The 25,804-nt window shown below is 36.6% G+C and carries 19 protein-coding genes; 12 read left to right on the forward strand and 7 right to left on the reverse strand.

All coding sequences use genetic code 11. The features are described from left to right. Positions 1-13: 13 nt before the first annotated feature. On the forward strand, positions 14-970 hold the full coding sequence (gene metF / locus VL047_RS13250) for a methylenetetrahydrofolate reductase [NAD(P)H] (RefSeq protein WP_325361316.1): 957 nt from the start codon (positions 14-16) through the stop codon (positions 968-970). Positions 971-981: 11 nt separating this feature from the next. Then, positions 982-2,070 (forward strand): Ldh family oxidoreductase, encoded by a 1,089-nt coding sequence (locus VL047_RS13255; protein ID WP_325361318.1) that lies wholly within the window; start codon positions 982-984, stop codon positions 2,068-2,070. 154 nt (positions 2,071-2,224) lie between these two features. On the opposite strand, the gene lepB is transcribed toward VL047_RS13255, so the two are convergent. The 5 genes from lepB to VL047_RS13280 all read right to left on the reverse strand — a co-directional run bounded on the left by lepB (position 2,225) and on the right by VL047_RS13280 (position 6,879). Further along, positions 2,225-3,643, reverse strand: coding sequence for a signal peptidase I (gene lepB, locus VL047_RS13260; RefSeq protein WP_325361320.1), 1,419 nt, complete (start codon positions 3,641-3,643; stop codon positions 2,225-2,227). Positions 3,644-3,665: 22 nt separating this feature from the next. Next, positions 3,666-4,403 carry a 4-hydroxy-tetrahydrodipicolinate reductase gene (dapB, locus tag VL047_RS13265; RefSeq protein ID WP_325361321.1) on the reverse strand — a complete coding sequence of 246 codons (738 nt, stop codon included), beginning with the start codon at positions 4,401-4,403 and terminating at the stop codon, positions 3,666-3,668. A gap of 63 nt (positions 4,404-4,466) precedes the next feature. Then, the gene (locus VL047_RS13270) at positions 4,467-5,156 is read right to left on the reverse strand and encodes a DUF5683 domain-containing protein (RefSeq protein ID WP_325361322.1); all 690 of its coding nucleotides are present in this window, start codon (positions 5,154-5,156) and stop codon (positions 4,467-4,469) included. 3 nt (positions 5,157-5,159) lie between these two features. Continuing rightward, positions 5,160-6,080, reverse strand: a complete 921-nt coding sequence (locus tag VL047_RS13275; RefSeq protein ID WP_325361324.1) for a ParB/RepB/Spo0J family partition protein — start codon at positions 6,078-6,080, stop codon at positions 5,160-5,162. A gap of 1 nt (position 6,081) precedes the next feature. Beyond that, a complete protein-coding gene (locus VL047_RS13280) occupies positions 6,082-6,879 on the reverse strand; it encodes an AAA family ATPase (protein WP_325361325.1) in 798 nt (265 codons plus the stop codon). Between the two features lie 176 nt (positions 6,880-7,055). On the opposite strand from VL047_RS13280, the gene VL047_RS13285 reads away from it, so the two are divergent. After that, positions 7,056-7,577, forward strand: coding sequence for an NAD(P)H-dependent oxidoreductase (locus tag VL047_RS13285; protein ID WP_325361326.1), 522 nt, complete (start codon positions 7,056-7,058; stop codon positions 7,575-7,577). Positions 7,578-7,581: 4 nt separating this feature from the next. Here the strand turns inward: VL047_RS13285 and VL047_RS13290 are convergent, their stop codons facing one another. Both VL047_RS13290 and VL047_RS13295 read right to left on the reverse strand, forming a co-directional pair. Further along, positions 7,582-8,985: a pitrilysin family protein gene (locus VL047_RS13290; RefSeq protein ID WP_325361328.1), complete on the reverse strand. Its 1,404-nt coding sequence runs from the start codon at positions 8,983-8,985 to the stop codon at positions 7,582-7,584. Positions 8,986-9,009: 24 nt separating this feature from the next. Beyond that, positions 9,010-10,353, reverse strand: a complete 1,344-nt coding sequence (locus VL047_RS13295; protein WP_325361330.1) for a pitrilysin family protein — start codon at positions 10,351-10,353, stop codon at positions 9,010-9,012. A 256-nt stretch (positions 10,354-10,609) separates the two neighbouring features. Between VL047_RS13295 and VL047_RS13300 the strand changes: the two genes are divergently transcribed. The 9 genes from VL047_RS13300 (at position 10,610) to VL047_RS13340 (ending at position 25,790) form a co-directional block, all read left to right on the forward strand. Further along, a complete protein-coding gene (locus VL047_RS13300; protein WP_325361332.1) occupies positions 10,610-11,617 on the forward strand; it encodes a LacI family DNA-binding transcriptional regulator in 1,008 nt (335 codons plus the stop codon). A gap of 364 nt (positions 11,618-11,981) precedes the next feature. Continuing rightward, positions 11,982-15,005 (forward strand): TonB-dependent receptor, encoded by a 3,024-nt coding sequence (locus tag VL047_RS13305; protein ID WP_325361334.1) that lies wholly within the window; start codon positions 11,982-11,984, stop codon positions 15,003-15,005. 65 nt (positions 15,006-15,070) lie between these two features. Then, positions 15,071-16,660, forward strand: a complete 1,590-nt coding sequence (locus tag VL047_RS13310) for a RagB/SusD family nutrient uptake outer membrane protein (RefSeq protein WP_325361336.1) — start codon at positions 15,071-15,073, stop codon at positions 16,658-16,660. 37 nt (positions 16,661-16,697) lie between these two features. Continuing rightward, positions 16,698-17,717, forward strand: coding sequence for a SusE domain-containing protein (locus VL047_RS13315; RefSeq protein WP_325361337.1), 1,020 nt, complete (start codon positions 16,698-16,700; stop codon positions 17,715-17,717). Positions 17,718-17,788: 71 nt separating this feature from the next. Further along, positions 17,789-19,642, forward strand: a complete 1,854-nt coding sequence (locus tag VL047_RS13320) for a glycoside hydrolase family 13 protein (protein ID WP_325361339.1) — start codon at positions 17,789-17,791, stop codon at positions 19,640-19,642. A gap of 1 nt (position 19,643) precedes the next feature. Then, positions 19,644-20,294 (forward strand): beta-phosphoglucomutase, encoded by a 651-nt coding sequence (gene pgmB / locus VL047_RS13325; RefSeq protein ID WP_325361341.1) that lies wholly within the window; start codon positions 19,644-19,646, stop codon positions 20,292-20,294. 30 nt (positions 20,295-20,324) lie between these two features. Next, complete coding sequence (locus VL047_RS13330) at positions 20,325-22,658, forward strand: glycoside hydrolase family 65 protein (protein ID WP_325361343.1); 2,334 nt, start codon at positions 20,325-20,327, stop codon at positions 22,656-22,658. Next, entirely contained in the window at positions 22,648-24,423 is a 1,776-nt protein-coding gene (locus tag VL047_RS13335; protein ID WP_325361344.1) for an alpha-amylase family glycosyl hydrolase, read from the forward strand. Before VL047_RS13330 ends, VL047_RS13335 begins: the two co-directional genes overlap by 11 nt. Continuing rightward, on the forward strand, positions 24,420-25,790 hold the full coding sequence (locus tag VL047_RS13340; RefSeq protein ID WP_325361347.1) for an MFS transporter: 1,371 nt from the start codon (positions 24,420-24,422) through the stop codon (positions 25,788-25,790). Before VL047_RS13335 ends, VL047_RS13340 begins: the two co-directional genes overlap by 4 nt. Positions 25,791-25,804 lie beyond the last annotated feature (14 nt).

The following is a 25,804-nucleotide window of genomic DNA, read 5'->3' on the forward strand; positions in this document are numbered from 1 at the left end:
TTAATCAATTCTAATGAAAATAACGGAACACATTAAAAGCGCTCAAGGAAAAGCTTTATTCTCTTTTGAATTACTTCCACCTGTTAAAGGCCAAAGTATAAAGCATATCTATGATACAATTGATCCGCTAATGGAGTTTAACCCTCCCTTTATTGATGTAACTTACCATCGTGAAGATTATATTTACAAAGAACAACCTGGAGGTTTGCTGCAAAAAATCGCCTATCGTAAGCGCCCAGGAACGGTTGCTATTTGTGCTGCCATCATGAACAGATATAAGGTAGACGCGGTACCACATCTTATTTGTGGAGGTTTTACCAAGGAAGAAACTGAGAACGCGCTTATTGATTTACAATTTTTAGGAATCGATAATGTATTGGTGCTTCGTGGAGATGCACGCCAAACCGAGAATGCATTTTATCCTACGCCAGGTGGACATGCATATGCTTCTGATCTATTGGAACATGTAGTAGACATGAATCAAGGAAAATACTTACACGACGCCATTGATATTACAGATCAAAGTACCTTCTGTATCGGTGTTGCAGGATATCCGGAGAAGCATTTCGAAGCTCCAAATTTAGAAACCGACTTTAAATACCTCAAGAAGAAGGTTGATTTAGGAGCTAATTTTATTGTGACGCAAATGTTTTTCGACAATAGAAAATATTTGGAATTTGTTAAAAGATGTAAAGAGTATGATATTCATGTGCCAATTATTCCTGGATTAAAACCTATTACGCATTCAAGACAACTTATATCTTTGCCTAAGACTTTTCACATCGATATTCCTGTTGATTTAAGCGATGCTGTACGTGCATGTAAATCCGAATCAGATGTTAAAGAAGTTGGTATTGAATGGCTAATAGCTCAAAGCAAAGAATTGATTGAAATAGGTGCACCGGTTCTCCATTATTATACCATGGGAAATGCTGAACCTACCAAACGAATTGCTGAAGCCGTATTTTAAAGAATTTATAAATGGAGATAGCAACCGAAAGAATCGCGGAAAAGAAATTACGAGAATTTACGCAAGATGTATTTTTGTCAATAGGCTGTAGTAAGAGTGATGCTGAGCTGGCGGCAGATGTTTTGCTTAAGGCAGATTTACGTGGAATTGATTCACATGGTGTCGCAAGGCTTACTGGCTATGTTCGTTTATGGGATAAGAAACGAATTAACCCGACTCCTCAGATTAAAATTATTCACGAAACTCCTAGTACGGCTACCATAGATGGGGATGCCGGACTAGGTTTGGTTGTTGCGCCTTTTGCTATGAAAATAGCTCTTGAAAAGGCGGAGAAATGTGGTTCAGGGTGGATTGCTATTAAAAACTCGAATCATTTCGGAATTGCAGGATACCACGCACTAATGGCTGTCGAAAAGGAAATGATTGGAATGGCAATGACCAATGCGAGTCCACTGGTTACTCCAACTTTCTCAAAAGAAAGAATGTTGGGAACAAACCCTATTTGCTATACTTTTCCTGCCGGAGAATTCCCTCCGATTGTAGTGGATATGGCAACTTCGACGGCAGCCAATGGCAAACTGGAAGTTGCTAAAAGGAAGAATCAACCGATTCCAAATGGATGGGCTCAAGATGTAGACGGAAAACCATCCGTAGATCCAGGTGTGGTTACACAAGGGGGCTCTCTCCTACCTCTTGGTGGTGATAGGGATCATGGCAGTCATAAGGGTTATGGATTAAGTGCTTCTGTAGATATTTTCTCTGCAGTATTATCTGGGGCTAACTATGGTCCTTGGGCTCCTCCTTTTGTTGCGTATTTAAATCCGCTGAATAATCTTCCAGGAGATGGGTTAGGACATTTTTTGGGAGCCTGGCGTGTAGATGCTTTTCGCCCTATTGAAGATTATAAAAAAAATATAGATCAATGGATAGCGAGGTTTAAAGTTGCGGAAAGAATTGATGAATCGCAACCGGTAATTATTCCTGGCGAACCTGAGTATGAAGCTGAACTTATTAACCGAGTAGAAGGAATTCCTTTGGTTCAATCGGTTAAGGATGATTTAAACACCTTAGCGGTGAGGTTTGGTATTGAAGCTTTGTAAAGGTTTCTTGATTATTTAATAGAGATTGGTAAACAAGAAAGTCATTATAATGGGGCGCTTGTAAAAAAAGGAATTATGTTTTTATTGACTTGTTTTTGGCTACAAAAACTCCATTAAAAATATAATTCCTTTTTTAATCATTCAAAGAGGACTTTTAATCAATCCCCATAAAAATTCGATTCCAACGAACTTTATTAAAGAAGGTACCTACTTCATCCAAGCTTAACCAAACAAATAAGGCTTTACCTACAATGTGATCTTCTGGCACAAAACCCCAAAAGCGAGAATCAGCTGAACTATGACGATTATCTCCCATCATCCAGTAATAGTCCATTTTGAAGGTATAGCTATCTGCTTTCTCAGAATTAATATAATACCCATCATCACGCTTTTCAAAAGTATTGCCTTCATAAACGCTTATTAAACGTTCGTAAAGTGGGACATTAACACTATCCAGTTCAATAGTCCAGCCCTTTTTAGGAACTATAATAGGACCAAAATTATCAACATTCCAGGGGAAAGCCTCAGTATGTGGATATATTTGATTATCATACATCCCTGCAGGGGCAATGTTAGGCTTAATAGCTTCCACATTCGCCCATGCAGAAACAGCCTCAGCTTGTTTCTCGGTCATGGTAAATATATACTCTGTTTCGGATTGGCGCATTCCTTCTATACGCATATCCAATAAAGTTTGAGGATTTAAATCAGTACCATTTGTTTTAACATAATAAGATGTTTGACTCTCAGGTGGATTCTCTCCCTTTTTGCCATTGACATAGACTTGTGTATTAACAATACTAAGCGTATCACCAGCAATAGCAAGGCACCGTTTAATGTAATTCTCGCGCTTATCTACTGGGCGACTTAAAGGTGGATCTGCATCCATGGGGTAATTGAATACAACAACATCGTTCCGTTCTATCTTCTCAAAACCAGGCAAACGATGATAATCCAGCTTAATTCCTTCCCAGTAGGCTTTTCCTCCTGTAGGAAGTGTATGATGAGAAAAAGGAAAAGCTATAGGAGTCATAGGAACACGAGGCCCGTAATTCACTTTACTTACAAAAATAAAATCACCGATTAATAGGCTTTTTTCCATAGATCCGGTTGGGATCATATACGCTTCAATAAGAAACCCACGAATTAAAGTTGCTGCAACTACAGCAAATATAATTGCATCCGCCCATTCACGGGCAGCATTCTTTTTAAAAGGATATTTTTCTTTAAACTCCTGAGTAGCCGATTGCCCCCAATAGCTTGTTGTTGTATCCATTCCCCACAAAGGAAATACAACAAAAGGTAATAGAACAGTACCTGCATGATCAAGGAAATTTCGCTTTCCAAAGCTTTTAACAAAATCGATATAAAGAGTAATGCCAATAAAGATATTCAGAATGGGGATAATTAGAAGAATTACCCACCAGGACTGGCGACCTGTTAATTTCGTTATAATATATTCGCGGTAGAATGGAATCAGTGCTTCCCAGCCTGGTCGTCCGGCCTTGATAAACATTTTCCACAATCCAACATGGATTAGAACGAGAATAATAAAACAAATGATATAATTCATTGGATGGTTATTTTGGTTTTAACTAGTCGAATTTAAACATATCTTTCACATTATAGAATCCAGTTTTATCGTAGAGCCATTCAGCAGCTATAATTGCACCTAAAGCAAATCCGGAGCGGCTATGGGCTGTATGTTTAAATTCGATTTGATCCACTTCAGAGCTATAAAGAACTGTATGTGTACCAGGAACATCTTCTAATCGGTGAGACTCTATTAGTAATTGATTGCTTTTAGGAATAGTTTCGTCCTCCCCGATAACATTATTAATCCAATCAGACTTGCTATCATAATTCTCAATAATACCCTCTGCAATGGTAATTGCAGTTCCACTAGGAGAATCTAACTTTTGAATATGGTGAATCTCTTCAACCTGTACTTCATATTGCTTATAAGGGTTCATGGCTTTCGCCAAAAGTTTATTAATATGAAAAAAGATGTTTACCCCAATACTGTAATTTGAACCATACATGAGGGTATGGTTATTTGAGATACACTGGTCTTTAATATCATCTAATTTATCATACCATCCAGTAGTTCCTACAACTACCGGAACATTAGCCTTAAAGCAAAATTCTATATTTTCTAAAACTGCATTTGGTGTGCTGAAATCAATAGCGACATCGGCTTGTTGAAGCTCTTCAACCGTTACTTGATCACGATTATTTTCGTCAACTATTAATACAATTTGATGGTTTCTATCGATAGCAAACTTCTCAATGATTTGCCCCATTTTACCATAGCCTATTAATGCGATGTTCATCTTCTATTATTGATTGATTTAGATTGCAATATACGATATTATCTTTTTCCGTAAATTAAAAGATCAGTGAATTGTAACAGTCATTTTTAAACCTAAAACTGGTGTTCTACTTGCAAGCAAGCTCGATGACTGTTCAATTAAAGGATTAATTTTGAAACTCAGATCATCCTCCATATTATAGCGAAACATCATTCCATCAACATAAGCATCAATTAAATTCAACGCATAGAGGCCGGCACTCAAAAGAATGGTTAAATCCCGGTTTCTTCTATAAAAATCTTTGGATTGGATGACCCATTCAGTACTTGCTTTGGCATACTTCTCATTTAAATATTGGTTATTATTGAGTGTGCGAAACTGAGCTTCGGCAAGCATTTCTTTATAACCACTTTGAGCAACATCATAGCTAATAATCAAACCAACTACTCCGCCATATATAATGGGCACCTTCCACCAACGATTATTCGTAATCTGGCCCCAACCTGGTATCATTGCAGAACGCCGTACAGCAAGTCTAGATCTGTTTTCTAGGGCTAAGCGGGTAGAATCTTTATATATAGCCGGTTCCTGATCTTGATCTGCAATTGCACTTTTATCCACATTTTCATCTGTAGGAACATTGGTAGTATCTTGCATATTTAAGCTATCCACTGAGATTATTTTTATTTCGTTGTGAACAGAATCTGGATTTTGTGCTTGCGCATATCCGATACAACAAATAATAACGATTAGGAATGCTTTAAAATATCGCATTGTTTACCAATCTAATAATTCTAAAATCCGGTTAAGATCATCCTCTGAGTTAAAAGGAATTTGAATGGAACCTTTACTTTTATCAGCAGCTACACTCAGCTTAACGCGTGTAGCAAATTTAGTGGCTAGGTCATCCTCGATTTTCTGGAATTGGAAAGATCTGGGATGTGCCTTTTTCTTTTGATCTTTACTTTTATCTTCTACATTCTGCTGTAGCAAGCGTACCAGTTCTTCTACTTTTCTTACAGAAAGACCTTTCTTAATAATCTCCTGATGAATAAATAATTGTTTTTCTACTTCTGCAACATTTACTAAAGCTCTTGCATGGCCCATACTAATTTTGCCATCACGAATAGAAGCTTGTATGCTTGGAGGTAGTCTTAACAAGCGAAGATAATTGGTTACTGTAGAGCGATTTTTACTAACCCGATCACCCAACTCTTCCTGTTTTAGATTGCATTCATCAATCATACGTTGAAAACTCAATGCCACTTCAATTGCATTTAAGTTTTCTCGTTGAATGTTCTCGATCAATGCCATTTCTAACATTTGTTGATCGTTCGCGCTACGTACATAAGCGGGAATTTCAATTAGACCAGCTAACTTCGAGGCTCGTAATCTTCTTTCTCCAGATATAAGCTGATAGGAATTGTCAGACATTCGGCGTACAGTAATTGGTTGAATAAGTCCTTGTAATCGGATTGATTCAGCTAATTCTTTCAAGGCTTGGCTATCGAACTCAGTTCTAGGCTGAAACGGATTAACTTCAATGTACTCAATCTTTATAGGGCTTACAGAACCTAGAGACTTATTAATTCTTTCTTCAGGTTCTGGCCTGCTTTGAGGTTCTCTTCTGATATCCTCATTATCATTTAATAATGCACTTAGTCCTTTTCCTAAACCTGTTTTTCGCTGCTGTGCCATATTATCTTGTCGTCTTTTGATCCTCAACCTTCCTCAAACCATTTTTCAATAAAACTTCTCTTGCTAAATTTAAGTAATTGATCGCTCCTTTTGAGTTCGCATCATGCATGATTACAGATACACCAAAGCTAGGGGCCTCACTAAGTCGCGTATTTCGTTGAATGATTGTATCAAATACCAAATCTGTAAAGTGAGAACGAACTTCTTCTACTACTTGATTTGAAAGACGCAGACGCACATCATACATTGTTAATAAGATTCCTTCAATTTCAAGATCTGTATTTAAACGATTTTGTACAATTTTAATTGTATTTAATAGCTTACCCAAACCTTCTAATGCAAAATATTCACATTGTACTGGAATAATAACTGAATTAGCGGCAGTTAGTGCATTAATGGTAATCAAACCAAGTGACGGAGAACAATCGATAATAATAAAATCATATTGATCCTGAACCTGACTAAGAACGTGTTTCATTTTAAATTCACGATTCTCTAAATTAATCATTTCGATTTCTGCTCCAACCAAATCGATGTGGGCAGGTAAAAGATCTAAATTAGGAGTATCTGTAGTACAGATTGCCTCCATAGCAGGAACATCATTAATAATGCATTCGTAAATGCTGGTTTTGATTGTTCTTGGATCATAGCCTATTCCCGAAGTAGAATTAGCCTGCGGATCGGCATCCACCAATAAGGTTCGATATTCTAAGACAGCCAGACTCGCTGCTAAGTTGATTGAAGATGTAGTTTTCCCAACTCCGCCTTTTTGATTAGCTAATGCAATAATTTTACCCATAGATGCAATTTCCTGCTATTATATAAACTGCTTAAAGACTAAATCTGTTGTCTTTAATTTAATAAGCAAGCTAATATGTTTAACTTTGCTTTATTAGCAATTATGAAAGGGCTAAGATACGAAAATTAAAATTTTAACTTCTTCTCTACACTCTTATATTATCTTTAATTTTACACATGATTACGATCATCTCTGGTACAAACCGTTTAAATAGCAGCACATTAAAGCTTTCAAGGTACTATCAAAAACAATTTGCAAAATCTGGAGCAGAAACTACCCTTTTTTCTTTAGAAGACCTACCACCAAATTTAATTGTATCTGATCTGTATGGAGCCAGAAGCGAAGCATTTAGTAAAATATTAACGATTATTGAGCCCAGTGAGAAAATTGTTTTTGTAATCCCTGAATATAACGGGAGCTTTCCGGGAGTCTTAAAAACCTTCCTTGATGCAACTAAATACCCAGATAGTTTTCAAGGGAAAAAGGTGGCATTAGTGGGATTATCGAGTGGAAAATATGGCAATATACGTGGTATTGAGCATTTCACAGGTGTTTGTCATTATATGCAAATGCACGTACTCCCTTTAAAAATCCATATCCCCTATATTCGTCAGGAAATAAATGAACAGGGCGACCTCTATAAAGAGGAAACCCTATTATACACACAAATGCAAATTGAAAACTTCCTGAATTTTTAAAGATTTACTTAGGATCTCCTTCTACCGTATAGTTTTTCACTTCCCCAAACTGACCTATCGTATCTTTAAAGGCTTCAGTGTTTCCGACAATGATTAAGTAAGCATTCGCTGGCTTAATATATTTAGGCGCAATATCATTAAGCGTCTCAGTGGTTACTGCATCCAGATTCTTTAAGTAATTTTTATAGTAATCTTTTGGCAAATCATAGATCTCTGTATTTAATGCGAAATTAGCTATAGTGGCAGGATTCTCTAAAGACCGCCCGAAACTACCTGTTAGGTAAGCCTTTGCAGCAGCCACTTCTTCTTCCGTAATAGTTTTTTCTGTAATATTCTTTAATTCATAAAAGAATTGATAAGCAGCACTATCAGTAACTTCCGTGCGAACGCTAGCATCTGCGGCAAAATTGCCACTGATTCTATCAGGGCTAATACTTGAATAGGCCCCATAGGTGTATCCTTTACTTTCCCGCAGGTTCATAAACAGACGTGAAGATGCTCCGCCACCCAAAATATAAGTTAATAGTGAGGCGCCAATCCTATCCGGACTATTAAATTGTAATTCTACAGGGTAGGTTATATTTATAACAGACTGAACACTGGCAGGTCTGTCAACTAAAACAACCTGGTTCTCTGTCGGCACAACAGCCTTTGGCCACTTATGTGTAGGAACCGCTGCCTTTTCCCAGCTTCCAAAATATTTTTTCATCAAGGCTTCAGCTTCGTTCTTCGTTATATCTCCCACAATGGCCATGTAAGCAATATTTGGCCTAAAATAACTCTTATAATAATTAGCAATATCAGCCACTTCAATAGCATTTACCGTTATTTCAGTAGCATTCTCACCATAAGGATGATCTTTACCATATAAAACCGCATTACTAACAACCATGCCAATAGAATTTGGATCATCTTTATCAGCGGCTAAAACAGAAATTGTTTGCTTTTTTAACTTATCCAACTCTTCCTGTGGGAAACTCGGGTTAAATAACACATCTGCGAACAAAGTCAAAAGAGCCTCTTGATGTTTCGTCAATGAAGATGCAACAGCCGAGGTAGAGCTAACATTGATACTTGCTCCTATCTGATCAATGGCTTCATCTAGTTGGTCTTTATTCAAACTTTTGGTTCCACCCATCATTAATGGACCCACCAAACTAGTGTATCCTGCTTTATTACCTTCCAGAATAGGATCACGATCTAATTTCAATGAAAAGGTTACCCGAGGAAGCTTATGATTCTCTACCACAAAGACTTTAAGGCCGTTCGGCAATGTAAAAGTTTCTGCATCACCGATATTAATAGTTGGTGCTGCTCCTGGTTCTGGATAATGACTACGATCAACTTGAGCGAAAACGCTATTAAGGGTAAAAAACAGAAGTGTTATATAAATACTTATCGATTTCATTTGTTTTCGTTTTAATTTTCCTTCTTATTGGACAGCATTTACAGGTTGGGCAGATTTTGGCAAATAATGCAAGACGACGCGTCCGCTCTTATCAAAATATTCCTTTGCTACACGCTGAATATCTTCCCGTTTAACCTTATTATACTTCTCCATCTCTCTATTTATTTCATTAGCATCTCCAAAATAAACTTTACTTTCTGCCAGGTTTTCTGCAATGCCGGCAACGGAAGAGTTCTGAGTAACAACCGCATTTTCAACCTGAGCCAACAACTTCTGGAAATCTTTTTCAGATATGCCTTCAGCTTTGACTTTTTCAATTTGAACATCAATGCTTTGTTCTAATGAATCTGCATCAACACCCATATTTGCGATACCGTATAATAGGAAAACACCCCCATCTTCAAGGTCTAAAGGAATTGCAGCAATTTGCAGAGCGGTTTGTTCCTTATCAACAAGCTCTTTATTCAATAGAGAACTGTTTCCACCAGTTAAATAAGTAGAAAGCATATCTAAGGCATAAGAATCCGGGTGATCTTTACGTGGAAGATTATAAGCCTCAATGACTGCTGGCAATTGAATATTATCATAAATAATATCTCTTATCTCCTTACTTCTTCTCGGTTCAGTTACCGTTGGACGTGGAATTTCTTTGGTCCCTCTTGGTATTTCTGCAAAATAAGTTCGTATCCATTTTTCTGCCTGATCATAATCAATATCTCCTGCAATGGTTAAAATTGCATTATTAGGCACGTAAAAAGTTTTATAAAAGTCCATGAACTGATTTAGCCTGGCTGAATTCAAATGTTCCATGGATCCGATTGGTGGCCATTGGTAAGGATGAACATGATATGAACGTTTTAAAACTTCAGGGAGGATTGTGCCATAAGGCTGGTTTTCATAACGTTGTCTTCTTTCCTCTTTTACTACTTCACGCTGAGTATTTACTCCAACAGTATCAATTTTAGCATGGAACATGCGTTCACTTTCCATGTAAAGGGCAGTTTCAAGGTAATTTGAAGGCACAACCTCATAGTAATAAGTTTGATCGTTCGAGGTATAGGCATTTAAAGTTCCTCCAATAGACTGGATTTTCTTCATAAACTCTCCCCGTCCAATATTCTCGCTTCCCTCGAACAATAGATGTTCAAAGAAATGGGCAAAACCAGTACGTTCCGGATCCTCATTCTTTGATCCAACATGATACAATACAGACACTGCAACAATAGGAGTAGTTTTATCCTGGTGCATAATAACGTTTAAACCATTATCCAGTTTAAACTCCTTAAATTTAATCTCATTTTGAGCATGTACATTCGAACCAATACACAAAAGAGTAGTAACTAAGGCAGATACGAATAATTTCTTCATTAAAGTTATTTTAGGGTTCTCTGAGCTTTAGCAAAAATATATAATTTTGATGACTTTTAAGAGACCTCAAAAATCTATCTCATTCATTGTTTTATGCACTCCAAGAGACTATATGTATTACAATCTTATAATTTAATTAATATATTGAATAACAAAGTAGGTATAATTTATCCATCTTTGTCTACTTTATCATAGTCTATTCAACAATAAATGATCGACTTTTTTAAAACAAGAATAATAGAATTTTTGAATCTAAATGGAAAATGTAAATATTAAAGATTTGGCATTTGCCTTAGGGCTTTCTACCTCAACAGTATCTAGAGCGTTTAGAGGAAATAGCGACATCAATCCAAAAACAAAAGAACGCATATTGACAAAGGCAAAAGAAATGAACTATCAGCCTAATCATTATGCCAGCAATTTAAGAGATCAAAGAAGCCATACTATTGCTGTTATTGTTCCGGAGTTAGCCAATAATTTCTTTTCACAAGCCATCAATGGAATTGAAAAGGTAGCACAGGAGAATGGCTATCATATCCTTATTTATCGAACAGGGGATGATTTTGAAAAAGAAGTATCATTTATTAATGCTCTGCATAATGGACGAGCAGAAGGAATTATCATGTCAGTTTCTGGAGAGTCTCAAAATCACAATTATTTAAAAACCTTAAATACGAAAGGAATAAAACTTGTATTCTTTGACCGTGTATATGATGATATAAAAGCTTCAAAAGTTATCACAAATGATTATGAAAGTAGCTTCTTGGCTACACAACATTTAATTGAAGCTGGATGTAAACGACTGGCATATTTAGTAATAAACAAAAAACTTTCTATTGGAAAAATGCGGATGCAAGGGTATCTAGATGCATTAAAAGAATCAGCTATTCCATTTGATGAAAAATTAGTTATCAATTGCAGCAATGAAGCAGAAGAAAATTACAAAATCTTATCGAAAGTCTTTACTAACCTCAAACCTGATGGCGTTTTTGCATCAGTTGAACGTTTAGCAATAGCTACTTATTATACTTGTCAGAGTCTTGGATTAAATATCCCTGATGATATAAAAGTCATTGGTTTTTCCAGTCTTGAAATTGCTCCCTTATTAAATCCATCACTGTCTACTGTAACTCAACCGGCTTACGAAATGGGAACAAAAGCAGCTATGCTTTTGTTCGATTCATTAAAATCTTCAAAATCAGAACAAGAATTTGAGACCCAAGTTTTAACATCTAAAATCATCCAAAGAAAATCAACTTCCTGATTTTAAGCTTAACTTTTTTCTCCAATTGGAAAACAACAACAAAAAAGTTATCCACATTTTTAACAAAAAGCAAAACAATATTTATTGTTCTCAACTTTATAGAATTTTATTCAATCATTTTTACACAAAGTATACACAAATGCAACACGCTTATATAAAACAAGTTGCTAAGAAATACCATAGAGTGTAAAACTTACGCTTACTTAACAATTTTCCAATAGCTTTTGAGCATTATTTGAGCCACTTCAAAATGTTAATAACTTTTGGAGATTTATTTGTTTTCGGGAACGTTCCCGAATATCTTTGATTTCACACACCCACTCATAAATGGGAGATCAATATTTGAGAACTAAAACCCAGTAAAATGAAAAAACAATACTTAAAAAAGATTAGTCTCTTTTTGTTTTTGGCAATGCTGACCAACCTCGCATTTGCTCAAACAGGAAGTATCAGCGGTCAAGTGATCGATGAGACTAACGAACCTGTAATTGGTGCATCAATCCTCCTAAGTGGAACAACGATTGCTACATCTACAGATGAGAATGGAAACTATACTTTATCAGGAGTTCCAGCTGGCAATCAAACTTTAATCATCCGCTATATAGGGTACCTTAATCAAGAACAACAAATTCTTGTATCGGGCAATACCACTCTAAATATACAATTAGAGGTGGATGATCTCCTGTTAGATGAAGTAGTTGTGGTAGGATATGGTACACAAAAGAAAAGTGATTTAACTGGGTCAATTGCCAGTGTTTCAAGCGATGATTTTCAACAAGGGGCAATCACAACTCCGGAACAATTGATCTCAGGAAAAATTGCAGGTGTGGCTATCACCTCAAATAATGGAGCACCTGGCTCAGGAAGTACTATTCGAATCCGAGGCGGAGCATCTTTAAATGCAAGCAACGATCCGCTGATCGTTATTGACGGAGTACCCGTTAGTAACAGTTCGATCTCTGGAGCCGCCAATCCATTAAACTTGATCAATCCAAATGACATTGAGAACTTCACGGTCCTAAAAGATGCTTCTGCAACAGCAATTTATGGCTCAAGAGCTTCTAATGGAGTTATTTTAATTACTACTAAAAAAGGCAAGTCTGGAGCAACCAAGATAAATTTCAGCTCCCAGTTTTCTATTGCAACCCCTTACAAACAAGCTGATGTATTATCCGCCGATCAATTCAGAGAGTATGTAAATACCTATGGAAATGACACATACAAAAGCTTATTAGGTACTGCTAATACAGACTGGCAAAAGGAAATCTATCAAAATGCACCAAGTACAGACAATAACATCAGCATTTCGGGTTCTCTAAAAAACTATCTGCCCTATCGAATTTCCGTTGGTTATTTAAATCAAGATGGAATCCTGAAAACAGGAAACCTTGATCGTATGACTGCTGCGGTAAATTTAAGTCCGACTTTACTAAATAACCATTTAAAGGTGAACATTAATGTAAAAGGAACTTATAGTAAAAACAAATTTGCGAACCTGGATGCCATTGGTGCAGCAGTAAGCTTTGATCCTACAAAACCTGTATATTCAGGCAACGATAATTATGGTGGTTACTATGAAATATTAGATCCGGATCCAACTTCGTCTACAGGTATTAAACAACTTGCTCCAAGAAATCCTCTTAGTTTATTGAAACAAAAAGATGATAGAAGCACCGTTCAAAGAAGTATTGGAAATATCCAATTGGATTACAGTTTGCCATTCTTAACTGATTTACATGCTAACCTGAATTTAGGTTATGACATTTCAAAGGGAGAAGGAACCATTGTAATTCCAGAATCAGCAGCATCCTCCTATCGTAGATTCCAGGATGACAACCAAAACTTCTTTAGTGGAGTTAACAATCAATACAAACAAACCCAACAAAATCAACTATTAGAGTTTTACTTAAACTACGGAAAAGACCTTGATTTCTGGAATAGTCGCTTAGACGTTGTTGGAGGTTATGCTTACCAAGCTTTTTCAACTACCAACTATAATTATGGCGATTATAGCTTTGACGGTCAGTTACGCCCAGGGTCAACACCTCTATACGAATTTGACAAGCCAGAAAACAGATTGGTTTCATTTTATGGACGTGCAAACTATACGATTAACGATCGTTATTTGTTGACGGCTACTGTTCGTACAGATGGATCCTCACGGTTTAGCAAGGAAAACAGATGGGCAACTTTCCCTTCTGCTGCTTTAGCATGGAAGATTATTGATGAACCTTTTATGACAGATAGTAAAGTAATTTCTGACTTAAAACTTCGTATAGGTTATGGAATTACAGGTCAGCAAGAAGGTATTGGAAACTATGACTATATCTCCTATTATAACTTAAGTACCGAATCTGCCCAATACCAGTTTGGTGATGATTTTTATAATATGTATCGTCCCGGAGGCTACTATTATAATCGTAAATGGGAACAAACTGCTACTTCAAACATTGGCCTGGACTATGGTTTCTTAAACAACCGAATCACAGGTAGTTTGGATTTATATTACAAGAAAACAAGCGATCTTTTAAATGAAATCGGACAATCTGCCGGAACCAACTTCTCAAATAAAATTGTTGCTAATGTAGGGTCAATGGAGAATAAAGGAATTGAATTTGGTTTGAATGCACAAGCTATCCAAAGAGACAATTTCAATTGGGATATCGGTTTTAATATGACCTATAATAAAAATGAAATTACACGGTTAACCATAGAAGACAATCCTACTTCTCCGGGAAATAAATATGCAGGAATTTCGGGTGGTACAGGACAAACTGTTCAAATATTCTCGGTAAATTATCCTCGTAGTACTTTCTATGTTTATCAACAAGTATATGGCGAAGATGGCCTTCCATTAGACGGTATTTTTGTAGATAGAAACAAAGACGGAGTGGTCAATGAAAACGACCTATATCATTATCAGAACTCAGACCCTAAGCTGTATTTCGGATTAAGCAGTAATGTTAATTACAAAAAATGGACTGCAGGTTTTTCTCTAAGGGCTAGTTACGATAACTATATATATAACAACGTATTCTCAAATACAGGAATCGAGCGTAACATCCTAAATCCTTTGGTTTATTTAAATAATGGCTCAACAGATGTTCTAAACAGCCATATCTCTGGGAATATAAACGGTGACCGTGCTTTACTTTCAGATTACTACATTCAAAATGGCTCTTTTATAAGAATGGATAACATCAATATAGGCTACAACTTCGGCAAAATATTAAAGAATGCCGGCGATCTAAATATTGGTTTTAATATTCAAAATGCGTTTGTAATCACAGATTATAAAGGTGTAGATCCGGAATTAGGCAATGGTATTGACAACAACCTATACCCAAGACCAAGAACATATGTTTTAGGATTAAACCTATCCTTTTAATTGATTAACCAACTTAAACAGTGTTTAAAACTTCTTAATCACTGCTTAAATAAAAAATAAAGAAGATGAACCTCTCACTAATAAAAACCATGATTGCCGCAGCGTTGATTACGACTGTAGCATCTTGTACAGATAAACTGGACCTTCTCCCAACAAATGATGTAACAGCAAATATCGTTTACAGCACACCAGAAGGATATAAACAGGCATTAGCTAAAGTATATGGTGCATATGCCCTTACCGGAAATACCGGGCCTGCAGGAAATAAAGATATTCAAGGCTCTATCGACGAAGGAAACTTTACTGACTTTCTTCGTACCTATTGGTATGCGCAAGAGCTAAGTACTGATGAAGCTGTTTTAGGGTGGAGCGATCCCGGATTACCAGATTTCCACAATATGAATTGGTCTCCAACGAATTCTGCATTAACCGGATTATACTATCGCTCTTTATTTCAAATCACATTGGCAAATGATTTCCTTAGACAATCAACAGATGCTAAGATTTCCGAACATGGAATTACCGGTAGTGATGCTGATGTTATCAAATCTTATCGAAGTGAAGTACGCTTCTTAAGAGCTTTTCAATATTGGGTACTAATGGATTTATATGGTACGCCAGCATTTGTTACAGAGGATGATGTACTAGGAGCTGATTTACCTCAGCAGATTCAAAGAGCAGATTTGTTTCTATATGTTGAATCGGAATTGAAAGCTATCGAGACTGAATTACTAGATCCTCGCTCTAATGAGTATGGACGTGCTGACAAAGCTGCGGCCTGGGCATTACTTGCAAGACTATATTTGAATTCAGAGGTGTATACCGGAACTGAGAGATATAGTGATGCCATTACCTACTCAAAAAAAGTAATCGATGCAGGTTATAGCTTGAGTAACGATTATCGTAATTTATTTCTAGCCGACAATCATAAAAATAAAAATGAATTCATTCTAACCATCAATTATGATGGTGTTCGTAGCCAGAGTTTCGGGGGAACATCCTTCATAACACATGCAGCTGTGGGTGGATCGATGCCAGCACAGAGCTTCGGTATTAGTGGTGGTTGGGGAGGTATAAGAACAACGGAAAACTTACCTAAATTATTTCCAGACTATAGTGGAACTGCCGATAAACGAGCTCAATTCTATCAAGATGGTCAAAATATTGAGATTAAGGATATTAGCTCCTTTACAGATGGCTTTGGTGTAACCAAATTCAGAAACGTAACTCAAGCTGGAGTAGCAGGTTCAAGTTTAGACTATTCAGATATTGACTTTCCTTTATTCCGTCTTCCAGAAATGTATTTGATTTATGCAGAAGCTACTCTAAGAGGAGGTGCTGGTGGAGATAAAGCCACTGCCATTACTTATATCAATAAGATGCGTGAAAGAGCTTATATGAATACTTCAGGAAACGTGAACGACATCTCCCTAGACTTTATTTTGGACGAACGTGCAAGAGAATTATACTGGGAAGGATTTCGCCGTACGGATCTTATACGCTATAAAAAATTTGTAGAGAATTCCTATTTGTGGCCTTGGAAGGGAGGCTCAAAGAATGGACAGGAAGTAGAATCTTATCGTACATTATTCCCAATTCCTTCTGATGATTTAACTGCCAATCCAAATTTGAAACAAAACGCCGGTTATAATTAAGGGTTTAAATTATATGTTCAAATTAAAAAAAATAAAGATGAAATCAATTAACTATATTCTTCTATTTACCATGATCTTTGCTTTGCTTGGATCTTGTAAAAAGGATGAGCAACAAGCTATTGCTACTTCAGGAACGGCTACAAGCTTCAGTGCATCCACTTCAAATGTCGTTCTTTCGAAAGAATCGGCAGACGAAACAGTTCTTACACTTGAGTGGACAAAAGCAGACTTCGGCTACCCAGCAGAAATATCAAATACAATCCAAATTGATGTAAAAGGAGGAGATTTTTCAAATGCAAAAGAAGTTACTACCGATGTAGCTTCGTTTTCCAAAGAATTTGCGGGAGCAGAACTTAACAGCATATTATTGTCTATGGACTTGCCGGTTGGTGAGCCTGTGCAACTTATTGCGAGATTAAAAACTCAAATCAAGTCATCAACATTAACTCCTGTTTATTCTGAAGTGCTGAACATAGAAGCTACTCCATTTTCATTAATTTCGTACATCTATGCACCAGGAGATTATCAAGGCTGGAACCCTGCAACTGCCGATAGTTTGACTTCACAAAAAAGTAATGGTATTTACGATGGGATTATTTACTTCCCAAACAATGTCGGCGCTTCTTTTGAATTTAAAATTACTACTGACAAGAACTGGGATAATGCATATGGAGATGCTGGCGACGGCAAATTAAGTACAGACGGAGGTAATTTAAAAGCACCGGGTGCAGGAAGTTATCAAATCAAAGCAGATCTGAATGCTCTTACCTATGAAATGATTTTCAATCAAATGGGAATCATCGGAGATGCTACTCCAGGTGGCTGGAGCACTGATACAGATATGATTTTTGACAATGGAAAACAAACATGGTCTGTTACCGCTCATTTAGATGCCAAAGAACTAAAGTTTAGAAAGAATCATGATTGGGGTGTAAATTACGGTGGAACTGATGGAGCTGCTGTGTTAAATGGCGACAACATAAAAATTACCGAAGCAGGTGAATATGTGATCACATTAGACATAAACACGTTAACCTATAGCATTATCAAAAAATAGAATCAGAGGGTTTCTGTAGTCTTAGAGTTCTATACTATAAAAACCCTCTATTTATTCCTCAATCTTCTATTATGAAATTAAAACTTATTCTTTCCGCCCTCTCCTTTTTCCTTTTTCCTTTTTTATATGCCCAAATTCCACCTTTAGAGCGTATTGAGCCTGCAAACTGGTGGATAGGGATGAAAAATCCGAATGTGCAATTAATTGTTCACGGCAACAATATCGCTGAACGAACTGTTTCTATCAATTATCCGGGAGTAAGCCTTAAAAAAGTAAACCTAGTAGAGAACCCCAACTACTTATTTCTTGACCTAGAAATCTCTATTCATGCCAAATCAGGATCATTTCCCATTGTTTTTCAGAAAAAGGGGGAAGAGAATATTGAATTCCTTTATTATTTAAAAGACAGGACAGTTAACGAAAAAAGAAACCAAGGTGTAAGAAGTGAAGATTTCATTTATTTAATTATGCCTGATCGTTTTGCTAATGGTGACCCCAAAAATGACATCGTAAAAGATATGCAAGAAACCAGCCTAGATCGTGATTCGATGTATAAACGACATGGTGGAGATTTACAAGGGATTATTGACCATCTGGACTACATCGAGGAATTGGGTGTAACTGCTTTATGGTTAAACCCCGTTTTGGAAAATGATCAACCTACTACATCTTATCACGGCTATGCTAATACCGAAAATTATAAAATTGATCCTCGATTTGGAAGTAATGAGTTATATAAGAAATTAGTTGATGAAAGCCATAAACGGGGATTAAAAATCATTATGGATTTAGTACATAATCATATTGGCAGTCGACATTGGACAATGCTAGATCTGCCCATGAGAAACTGGGTGCATCAATGGTCAAGTTATACTAAAACTAATTATCGAGAGCAGGTTTGGATGGACCCTTATGTTGCACAGGCAGATAAAAAAATCATGGTTGATGGCTGGTTTGATAACCATATGCCCGATGTAGATCAAGCGAATCCTTTTGTGAAGAACTATATTACACAGAGCCATATTTGGTGGCTAGAATACAGTGGATTAGATGGTTTCAGATTAGACACTTACGCTTATAATGATTTAAACTATATGTCAGAATGGGGAAAAATCATTAAAGAAGAATTTCCACAAGTCACCTTTTTCGGTGAAACCTGGGTTCATGGAGTGCCCAATCAAGCGTATTTTACACAAGGAAATACCATAAATCAAGGAATCGATACACAATTAGAAGGAGTAACTGATTTTCAGGCCTTGTGGGGAATCAATGAAGCCTTAAATGGAAAATTCGGTTGGATGGATGGTGTAGCTCGCCTTTATAATGTGTTTGCAAATGATTTTGTTTATCAAGACCCGACACGCAATGTAGTATTTCTAGATAACCATGACCTATCACGCTTTTACTCTGTAATAGGAGAAGATTTTGACAAATATAAATCTGGAATCTCTTGGCTCTTGACTACAAGAGGTATTCCACAGCTGTATTATGGAACTGAGATATTGATGAAAAACTTCTCAAACCCGGATGGATTGGTGAGAGAAGATTTCAAAGGAGGCTGGAAAGACGACCAGGAGAATAAATTTATTCAAGATGACAGAAATGCTCAAGAAAATGAAGCATTCAATTTCGTAAAAACTTTAGCCAATTATCGTAAGAACCATTCAGTATTACAAAGTGGAAAGATGATGCAGTTCATACCTGAAGAAGGAATCTATGTATACTTCCGGTATAATACAGATCAAACGATTATGGTTATCATGAATAGTAATGAAAATGATGAAGAGATAGCTACTACCCGGTTTTCTGAACGCATGAATGGTTTTAACAAAGCAGTTAATGTGGTTTCTCAAGAAGAAATAAGTGAATTGAAAACAATAAAAATACCTGCAAAAACTACCTGGGTATTGGAGTTAAAAAAATAAAATGAAAAAAATTAATGCGTGCCTATTCGACCTGGATGGAGTTTTAGTTGATACTGCAATTTATCATTATAAAGCGTGGCGACGATTAGCCAATGAATTAGGTTTTGATTTTACTGAAAAAGATAATGAAAAATTAAAAGGGATCAGTCGTATACAATCATTAAAACTGATTCTAGAGTGGGGTAAAATTGAGAAAACACCAGAAGAACTTCAGGAACTATCTCAAAAAAAGAATGATTGGTATTTACAAATGATTACTCATATGCAACCCAGTGAGCTATTACCGGGTTCTCGGGAGTTCTTACAAGAACTAAAAAATCAAGGCATAAAAATAGCCTTAGGATCAGCTAGTAAAAACGCGATTATTATTTTGGATAAAACCAATATACGCCATTTTTTTGATGCAATTGTAGATGGGAATATGGTACAAACTTCTAAACCTGATCCTGAAGTTTTTTTAATTGGTGCTAAACTATTAAATGTCCCACCTCAGCAATGCGTAGTAATCGAAGATGCGATTGCAGGTATAGAAGCGGCTTTAACAGCCAATATGAAAGTTATAGGTATTGGAGATAAAGTAACATTAAAAAAGGCAAATTTAGTAGTTGCCGGTTTATCAGAAATGACATTTGAACAATTGAACAGTTTATAAATCCTTATTTATTCGGAGGATTGATATTATATGAAGAATTACATACAAAAAGATGAGTGGAATATCATCGAAGAAGGATTTGACCCGGCGTTAAATAAGATATCAGAAAGCCTATTTAGTATTGGCAATGGCCGTTTCGGACAACGTGCCAATTTTGAAGAATCTTATACAGGTGACACGTTACAAGGAAATTATGTAGCAGGAATCTATTATCCTGATAAAACGCGAGTAGGATGGTGGAAGAACGGGTATCCTGAATACTTTGCTAAAATATTAAACTCGGCGAATTGGATTGCGCTTTTGATAGAAATAGAAGGGGAGCAATTCGACTTAAATAATTGCAAGATCTCAAACTTTAAACGGATCCTTCATATGAAAGAAGGCTATTTAGAACGATCTTTTATTGCCGAGCTTAAAAATGGAAGACAGGTCAAGGTAAATGCAGTTCGCTTTTGTAGTATTTCAGATACTGAAATTGGTGCAATCCAGTACTCCATCACTCCTTTAAACTTTTCTGGAACTATCACAATCACATCTTTAATTGATGGGGATGTTAAAAATAAAGACTCTAATTATGATGAGAAGTTTTGGGATGAGGTTTATCAAGAAGTAAAAGATGAACAAGCGTATCTAACACTGCGTACCAAAAAAACCGGATTTGATGTTTGTACAGGAATCAGCACTTCTTTCTTCTGTAAAAGAGAAAAGCTTCCAATTAAAAGCGAAGCAATTTCCAGAAAAAAAATAGTGGGCAATCGCATTCAACAAGAGGTTACCGAACAGGTGGAATATACTATCTATAAATATGCTGCTATTGTATCTTCTGAAAATTATGAAAGGTCTGAATTAATCAATGCTTGTAAAGAGGCATTGAAGCGTGCAACAGAAAAAGGTTTTGAAAACCTTTTGGAAGATCAAAACCAAGCCTGGAAAAAAAAATGGGAAGAAAGTGACATACTCATAGAGGGTGATACTGCTGCACAACAAGGCATTCGTTTCAATATTTTTCAACTAAACCAAACTTATACGGGTGAAGATGCACGATTAAACATTGGCCCCAAAGGTTTTACTGGTGAAAAATATGGAGGTTCTACCTATTGGGATACGGAAGCCTACTGTGTTCCTTTTTATTTGTCGACTGCAAAACAGGAAGTGAGCAAAAATCTATTACTTTATAGATATCGACACCTTCCGAAAGCCATTGAAAACGCTGAAAAATTAGGCTTTGTAAATGGCGCGGCATTATATCCAATGGTTACTATTAATGGGGAAGAATGTCATAACGAATGGGAAATCACTTTTGAAGAAATTCACCGCAACGGTGCTATTGCTTATGCAATTTTTAATTATGTTCGTTATACGGGTGATCATGATTATTTAATTGACTATGGGCTAGAAGTACTCATTGCTATTGCCCGTTTTTGGAGCCAGCGCGTTAACTGGAGTGAAGAAAAACAGCAGTTTGTCATTTTAGGGGTTACAGGCCCCAATGAATATGAAAACAATGTCAATAATAACTGGTACACCAATTTAATGGCTACCTGGTGTTTAAGTTATACAATGGAAGTATTAACATATGTAGCTGAACACTCACCGACTGCATATCAAAATCTGCTTCAAAAAACAAACTTCAATCGGGAGACAGAAACATCTCGTTGGAATAAAATCATTGACAAGATGTACTTCCCAAGCCATGATAAACTAGGAATTTTCCTACAACAAGATGGATATTTAGATAAGGAACAAATATTGGTGAAAGATTTAGATAAGAAACATTACCCTATACATCAGAACTGGAGTTGGGATCGAATTCTACGCTCTTGCTTTATTAAACAAGCTGATGTTCTGCAAGGCTTATATTTCTTTGAAGATAATTATGATATCGAGACCTTAAGAAAGAATTTCGACTTCTATGAGGCTCGTACAATTCATGAAAGCTCACTATCTCCTTGCGTTCACTCTATTCTGGCGGCGAAGCTAGGAAATGAAGAAAGAGCATATGAATTCTATCTCCGTACTTCACGTTTGGATTTAGACGACTATAATAATGATACGCAAGACGGCCTACATATTACATCAATGGCAGGAACCTGGATGAGTGTAGTAGAAGGTTTTGCAGGAATGCGGGTAAGAAACAATAAACTTCATTTTAATCCGATGCTTCCAGCGAAATGGACATCCTATTCCTTTACCATTGGCTTTAGAGGTAGCAAACTTAATCTAAGCATTAAGAAAAGTCTTATTAAGATAAGTAATCACTCAGAGAAAGATCTTATTATTGTTATTCGCGATCAAGAACACCGGATTGCCGGCAAGACGGATATAGAAGTTTCAAGCTTTAAAGTTAAGACAGATGAAGGTTAGCTATTTCTTACTTATTCTACTGTTTACCTTTCTTGGTATATCTTGCCAAACTGCGAAAGAAAACACAAAAATCAATAATGAGAAAATTGTGCTTTATCAAATGATGGTTCGTCTTTTTGGTAATCAAAACCAAACGAATGCTCATTACGGTTCAAAGGAGGAGAATGGGGTTGGAAAATTTGATGATATTACGACTGTTGCTTTAACTGAAATCAAAAGCTTAGGCGTTTCACATATTTGGTACACGGGCATTTTAGAGCATGCTACAATGACAGACTATACCACTTACGGAATAAATCTAGATGATGGCGATGTAATAAAAGGAAGAGCAGGCTCACCCTATGCTATCAAAGACTACTATGATGTTGACCCAGATTTAGCCGTTAAAGTAGAACAACGAATTGAGGAATTTGAAGCCCTCATCAAACGAACACATGCTCTCGATTTAAAAGTAATCATTGATTTTATCCCCAATCATGTAGCTCGTGAGTATCAATCGGATAAAAAACCAGCTGGTGTACGCGATTTTGGAGAAGATGATGATACGAATAAATCCTTTAGTACAACCAACGACTTCTACTATATACCCCGGGAACAATTTCTAGTTCCCACACAAGAGGGACTAAACCTTCCACAATTTGAAGGAGATATCAGAGATGGTAAGTTTAACGAAAATCCTGCTAAAGCAACCGGCAACAATATCTTCTCAGCAAAGCCTTCTAATCAAGATTGGTATGAAACCGTTAAACTAAATTACGGGATCGATTATCAAAATGGCAATAAAGCATATATCGATCCTATTCCTCCTGTCTGGGAAAAGACTAAAGAGATTTTATTGTACTGGGCAGAAAAAGGAGTTGATGGATTTCGCTGTGATATGGCTGAGATGGTTCCTGTAGAATTCTGGAATTGGGTTATACCCCAAGTGAGAATAAAGTATCCCGAACTCATTTTCATTGCTGAAGCATACGACCCTGCAGTCTATGAAAAATATTTGACTATTGGTAAGTTTGACTATTTATATGACAAAGTAGGGCTATATGATGCGTTGAAACCTTTGATCAAAAATGAAGAAGAGGCAGATGTAGAGCAGATACGTAAAAGCAGAAGTTTCATTAAAGACTACCAAAACCAATTCTTAAGCTTTCTAGAAAATCACGATGAGGAGCGTATTGCTTCTGAAGGTTTTGCTAAAAATCCGATCTATGCCCAACCAGCAATGGTTGTCTCAGCAACAATATCAGGTGGACCGATTATGCTTTATTTCGGACAAGAAGTAGGTGAGCCCGGAGAAGGTAATGAAGGCTATGGTGGAGAAGACAACCGAACAACTATTTTCGATTATTGGGGAGTTCCTGAACATCAAAAATGGATGAACGAAGGAAAGTTTGATGGAGGAGGCTTATCGATTACACAAAAACACCTGCGTTCATCTTATGAACGTCTATTACAATTTGTAAAAAATGATCCGGTTATTGCAAACGGAACATTTACAGAAATAGAAGTTTCCTCAAACACACCTAAAAAGGTATACGCTTTTATCCGTTCTTTTGAGAATAAGCATGTATTAGTCGTTGCTAATTTCAATCGTGATCCAGCATCAGTAAACATCAAACTCCCAAAGGAATTACTTAACAATCGAGATAAAACACTAACTATTAATAAGATCCTTACTGAAGATTCTTTCCAAACAAGTTCTTTTCATAAAGGAATTTCTTTACAAATTGAACCCTCATTCGCCCAAATACTAAAATTTGAATTATGAAACGAATAGAAAAACCTACCCTTTCTTTCTGGCAAATATGGAATATGAGTTTTGGATTTCTAGGAATCCAGTTTGGCTTTGCTCTTCAAAACAGTAATGCCTCTCGAATATTACAGACATTTGGAGCTGATGTAGAACACCTTTCTCTATTTTGGTTAGCTGCACCTATTACAGGAATGATCATCCAACCAATTATCGGACATTATAGTGATCGAACTTGGACAAAATTAGGAAGAAGAAGGCCCTATTTTTTAGTGGGTGCTTTATTCGCTGCATTTGCCCTGATAATAATGCCCAATGCTCACCTATTAGCTTATTTGCTTCCACCCATTATGATTGGAGCAGGAATGCTCATGATTATGGACGCTTCTTTCAATGTAGCGATGGAACCTTTCCGCGCACTTGTTGCTGATAATTTACCTGATAAACAAAGAAGCCTCGGTTTTTCTATACAAACTTTTTTAATTGGGACGGGAGCAGTTTTAGGTTCTTGGTTACCTTATCTAATGAGTGAATATTTCGGAGTTTCAAAAATAGCTGCTCCAGGAGAAATTCCAGACAATGTTATTTTTTCATTTTATGTTGGTGCAGCCACTCTTGTAGCTACTTTACTCTGGACAGTATTTACGACCAAAGAGTATACGCCAGAGGAATTGCATCATTATGATCCTGTTAACATAGAAATAGAGAATGAGAAAAAAGGAATTCTTAGTATTTTTACAGATTTCTCGAATATGCCTAAAGCAATGAAGCAATTGGGTCTGGTACAGTTCTTCTCTTGGTTCGCACTGTTTTCCATGTGGGTATTTTCAACGCCGGCTATTGCGCAACATGTATATAAACTAATGCCTGACGATACCTCGTCTAGCACCTATGCCGATGCTGCCAATTGGGTTGGAATCTTGTTTGGAATCTATAATGGGGTATCGGCGATTTACGCTTTATGTTTACCTAGAATAGCCAAATTAACTTCTCGTAAAATAACACATGCTTTTTCATTAGTTATAGGAGGAATTGGTCTACTTTCCATCTACTTTATTGAAGATCCGAATCTGCTCATTTTATCAATGATCGGAGTTGGTTTAGCATGGGGAAGTATTTTAGCAATGCCCTACGCTATTCTTTCAAGCTCTATTCCTGCCCGTAAAATGGGCGTTTATATGGGGATATTTAACTTTTTCATCACACTACCACAGATTATAAACGGCTTTTTTGGAGGAATAATTGTAAAAGAGATTTTTGGCGGTCAGGCTATCTTTGCTTTGGTAATGGCAGGAGTTTTAATGATTGCCGCTGCGATTTCAGTATTATATGTTCAGGATGAGGAAAATTCAATGAAGAGTCCCATTGCTAAAATAACCGATTAAAAGCACGCTACGAA

The sequence above is a fragment of the Albibacterium sp. genome (assembly GCF_035514885.1).
In the GTDB taxonomy this organism is placed as follows: Bacteria; Bacteroidota; Bacteroidia; order Sphingobacteriales; family Sphingobacteriaceae; genus Albibacterium.